Here is a 4,381-nt window from a genome sequence, read left to right as displayed (position 1 = left end):
TTTTACGGACCTTAGACAGAATACAGATACTTGATAAAGTTAAAGACTCAACAGAAAATCAGCTTTCCGAATTATTATTAACGTGAGCCAGCGATGGACACGGTAATAAACAGAATTTGCTTGGTGACAATAGCCTTGTGGAACCACCTGATCCCATCCCGAACTCAGAAGTGAAACGCAAACGCGCCGATGGTAGTGTGGGGTCTCCCCATGTGAGAGTAGGTCATCGCCAAGCGCCTAATTATCTCATTGAGATGCAACGAAGCCAGCTGAATAAGCTGGCTTTTTTGCGTCTGCAATTTGTTAATTGGAGTGATTTTCCTGCTTTTCTCTCTGTTCTTCATCCAGCCATCTTCTCTAGCATGAGCTGCAATCCTCGCTTTTAGCAGTTACAATACTTTTTTGTCGTCATTGAACAAACACATGTCTCTATCTCATAGCCTTCAATCATTTAATTCCTTTGGTTTAGCCCAGTCTTGCGCGGATCTTGTTGAAGCGCACTCAAAAGAAGCTGTTAAGGCGATATGTCTGTCACTATGGCAACAGCAATTGCCTATGTTGGTGCTTGGTGGTGGTAGCAATCTGGTCTTTACGGAGGACTTTAACGGCACAGTTGTCAGGATTTTATCGAAAGGGATAAAAGTATCTGAAGACACAGAAGCGTTTTATCTCGATGTTGAGGCGGGTGAGAATTGGCACGAGTTAATTCAGTTTACGCTCGAGCATGGCATGTTTGGGCTGGAGAATATGGCATTAATTCCTGGGACGGTTGGTGCAGCACCTATTCAGAATATTGGCGCTTATGGTGTTGAACTATGTGATGTGTGTGATTGGGTTGAGTATCTTGATTTACCCTCAGGTGAGTTTGTGCGCATCAGCACAGCTGAGTGTCAATTTGCTTACCGTGAGTCTATTTTCAAAGACAAATTGCGCAATCTCGCTGTAGTCACCGCTGTTGGACTGCGCTTAGCTAAACGTTGGCAACCGCGTTTGGCCTATGGTCCATTACAATCATTTGATCCTGCAGCTGTTACAGCGCATGAGATTTTTGAGCGCGTATGCCAAGTACGAAGTGAAAAGCTTCCTGATCCCGCAGTGCTCGGCAATGCAGGCAGTTTCTTTAAAAACCCCATTGTTAGCGCAGCCTGTTATCTCGATTTAGCACAGCGTTTTCCGACGATAGTGGGCTACGCACAAGCGGATGCAACAGTGAAATTGGCTGCAGGCTGGTTGATTGAACAAGCGGGACTGAAAGGTTTTGTGCTCGGCAATGTGGCAGTGCATGACAAGCAAGCCTTAGTGTTAGTGAATCGAGGCGGAGCAACGGGGCATGATATTTGCCGCCTAGCGCTGTATGTTATTGCGCAAGTACAGGATAAATTTGGTGTTGTGCTAGAAGCCGAGCCTAGAATCATCGGGGCTAACGGTGAAGGAGATTTGCATGTCTGAACATTGGGGAAGAAAACGCCAGATATTAGCTTTATTATCTAGCGGGCAATTTGTTTCTGGCGAGCAGTTAGCCACTGAACTTGGGATTTCGCGCGCCGCAGTGAATAAGCATATCGATGCGCTAGAAACCTATGGTGTGGCAATTTATAGCGTCAAAGGTCGCGGTTATAAGTTAGCTAATCCTATTTCTTTGATTGATGCTTCACTTTTAGTGCAATCAATTGATAACCGTTGCTTTTACTTTGATGAGATAGCAAGCACCAACGGTTTTTTGCTGGACCATACTACTGAATTGAAGAATGGTGATGTGTGTGTGGCAGAGTATCAATCCGCAGGTCGTGGTCGTCGAGGCCGAACTTGGGTGTCGCCCTATGGACATCACTTATATTTCTCGCTGTTTTGGACTTTCCCGCAGGGAATGGCGCAGGCAATGGGATTAAGTTTAGTGGTGGCCTGTACATTGGTTGAAGTGCTTAAATCTTTTGGCGTCGAGAATATTGGTGTTAAGTGGCCCAATGACATCTATTTGGATAACAAGAAGCTTGCCGGGATCTTGATTGAGATGTCGGGTCAGGCTGATAGCCAGTGCCAGCTTATCATAGGTGTTGGTGTCAATATGGCTATGTCAGAGGAACAAGGTAAAGGTATCGATCAGCCTTGGAGTGATTTGTCAGAGTTGGTCGACATGCCTGACAAGACGGCGCTTGTTATTGCATTACAGAAGCAGCTTAAGCGTGATATTCAGTTATTTGAGCGTGAAGGATTTGCTGCATTCAAGACTCGTTGGCAAGCCGCAGACTTATTTTATGGTCGTGAAATACGTTTGCTTATGGGGGAAAAGTCTGTCGAAGGAATTTGTCGAGGCGTTGATGAGCAAGGTGCAGTATTGCTCGAAACCGCCGACGGTGTTCAAGCATTTATCGGCGGTGAAATTAGCTTAAGGGCACGCTAAGTACCCAAGAGTCAATTTTACATAAGGCTATTTGCGCATCAGCACGTGGGACATCAAATGATCCTGACCTTTCTGCAGGATCAAATGGGCCCTCTCACGGGTCGGTTGAATGTTAAGTTGTAGGTTTGGACCATTGATTGTGTCCCAAATATTAGCGGCAATCGTATTGGCCTCATCATCGGTTAGCGTCGAATAGTGATGAAAATAAGATTTTTTGTCACTGAATGCACCAGAGCGGAACTGCAGAAATCGTTCTTTATACCATTGTTTTAGCAAAGGTTCTTCTGCATCGACATAAATAGAAAAGTCGACAAAATCGGAGACGAAAGGACGACGGGTATCAACTGGGGAGTCGAGTCCAGTCTGTAATACATTCAAGCCTTCTAAAATTAAGATGTCTGGCTGAGAAACGGTTTGATGCTGATTCTTAACGCGGTCATAGGTGACGTGCGAATAGATAGGGGCTTTCACATGTGGCTGACCGGATTTCACGGCGGAGATAAACTCAACCAGCATTTTCATATCGTAACTTTCTGGAAATCCCTTACGCTGTAATAGTCCTTTACGTTTTAAGTCCGCCAGAGGATACAAAAAACCATCTGTTGTCACCAAATCAACTTTTGGGTGTTCAGGCCAGTGCCGTAGTAAAGCTTGCAAAATACGTGCTGTGGTGCTTTTCCCGACGGCGACACTACCAGCAATACTAATGATGTAAGGACTTTTTGATGGTTTTTGACCGAGGAATTCATCAACCACTAAGCCTCGTTGTTGCTTAGCTTTAACGATCAAATTCAGTAGCCGGCTAAGGGGAAGATAAATATCGGTCACTTCCGATAAGGAAATCTTTTCATTTATGCCTCTAAGGTTCTCCAAGTCTTGCTCACTCAGTGTCAACGGCACTGAATCTCGTAACTCAGACCATTGCAGGCGCTCGAAGGCGAGATAGAGTGCTTTTTGAATTGAATTTTTAGAAGTCATTGGCTTTCCTCAGCTTAGGAAAGGCACAGTACACTATGAGATTATTTGGAACAATACTAAATGGGTGATTGCAGTCGTGTTTCCGTTACCGTTTGATGTATTCGCTGTTTAATTGGCCGTCAAAGTTGCATAACGTGTAAAAAAACACCGTTCAAGCGCTTTTTTTACGTAAATAGGCGTTTTTTACTTGCACTTGGGAGCGCATTTACCTAATATCCCGTTCCGAAATGATAATGCCGGCATAGCTCAGTTGGTAGAGCAACTGACTTGTAATCAGTAGGTCCCGAGTTCGACTCTTGGTGCCGGCACCATTTTCTGTGGAGGGGTTCCCGAGTGGCCAAAGGGATCAGACTGTAAATCTGACGGCTCAGCCTTCGAAGGTTCGAATCCTTCTCCCTCCACCACTTTTTTCTAGGTAGTTAGGTAGCCTTAGTTAGGTTGCGCGGACATCGTATAATGGTATTACTCCAGCCTTCCAAGCTGATAACGCGGGTTCGATTCCCGCTGTCCGCTCCAAATTAGTTGCTGATATGGCTCAGTTGGTAGAGCACACCCTTGGTAAGGGTGAGGTCGGCAGTTCGAATCTGCCTATCAGCACCAGCCTCTCTAAATTTAGCTCCTACTCCTAAACATAATCGGTTCGATGTCATTTTAATGCATCGGATTTTTTCTATATGCTAGTTTTCATCACCAAGAATCTTGGACTGAGGCATTACCATGGCTAAAGCTAAATTTGAACGTATTAAGCCCCATGTAAACGTGGGCACCATTGGTCACGTTGACCATGGTAAAACCACACTGACTGCAGCTATCTCTCACGTACTGGCTAAGACCTACGGTGGCGAAGCTAAAGACTTCTCTCAAATCGATAACGCTCCTGAAGAGCGTGAGCGCGGTATTACGATCAATACCTCTCACATCGAATATGACACGCCTTCACGTCACTACGCACACGTAGACTGCCCAGGCCACGCTGACTATGTTAAAAACATGATCACTGGT

Annotated in this window: 4 protein-coding genes, 4 tRNA genes and 1 rRNA gene; 8 read left to right on the top strand and 1 reads right to left on the bottom strand. The window is 45.2% G+C overall.

All coding sequences use genetic code 11. The features are described 5' to 3' along the window. Positions 1-119 precede the first annotated feature (119 nt). The 3 genes from rrf (at position 120) to birA (ending at position 2,401) form a co-directional block, all read left to right on the top strand. A 5S ribosomal RNA gene (rrf, locus tag L5M49_RS24820) occupies positions 120-235 on the top strand. A 188-nt stretch (positions 236-423) separates the two neighbouring features. Continuing rightward, positions 424-1,449 carry a UDP-N-acetylmuramate dehydrogenase gene (gene murB / locus L5M49_RS24815; RefSeq protein WP_263266983.1) on the top strand — a complete coding sequence of 342 codons (1,026 nt, stop codon included), beginning with the start codon at positions 424-426 and terminating at the stop codon, positions 1,447-1,449. Continuing rightward, on the top strand, positions 1,442-2,401 hold the full coding sequence (gene birA / locus L5M49_RS24810) for a bifunctional biotin--[acetyl-CoA-carboxylase] ligase/biotin operon repressor BirA (protein WP_219235821.1): 960 nt from the start codon (positions 1,442-1,444) through the stop codon (positions 2,399-2,401). The genes murB and birA overlap by 8 nt, the downstream gene beginning before the upstream one ends. A 27-nt stretch (positions 2,402-2,428) precedes the next feature. On the opposite strand, the gene coaA is transcribed toward birA, so the two are convergent. Beyond that, positions 2,429-3,379, bottom strand: coding sequence for a type I pantothenate kinase (coaA, locus tag L5M49_RS24805; RefSeq protein WP_105251027.1), 951 nt, complete (start codon positions 3,377-3,379; stop codon positions 2,429-2,431). Between the two features lie 235 nt (positions 3,380-3,614). On the opposite strand from coaA, the gene L5M49_RS24800 reads away from it, so the two are divergent. The 5 genes from L5M49_RS24800 to L5M49_RS24780 all read left to right on the top strand — a co-directional run. After that, a tRNA-Thr gene (locus tag L5M49_RS24800) sits at positions 3,615-3,690 on the top strand. An 8-nt stretch (positions 3,691-3,698) separates the two neighbouring features. Then, positions 3,699-3,783: transfer RNA gene (locus L5M49_RS24795), tRNA-Tyr, on the top strand. Positions 3,784-3,821: 38 nt separating this feature from the next. Then, positions 3,822-3,895 (top strand) — tRNA-Gly (locus L5M49_RS24790). 8 nt (positions 3,896-3,903) lie between these two features. Then, a tRNA-Thr gene (locus L5M49_RS24785) sits at positions 3,904-3,979 on the top strand. A gap of 117 nt (positions 3,980-4,096) precedes the next feature. After that, a partial coding sequence (locus L5M49_RS24780; protein WP_261729865.1) for a GTP-binding protein occupies positions 4,097-4,381 on the top strand: 285 nt, incomplete at its 3' end.

The organism is Shewanella sp. SM74, from assembly GCF_025653725.1.
Lineage (GTDB): Bacteria > Pseudomonadota > Gammaproteobacteria > Enterobacterales > Shewanellaceae > Shewanella > Shewanella oncorhynchi.
Note: the sequence above shows the minus strand (reverse complement) of the source record. Positions and strands in the feature narration are given on the sequence as shown.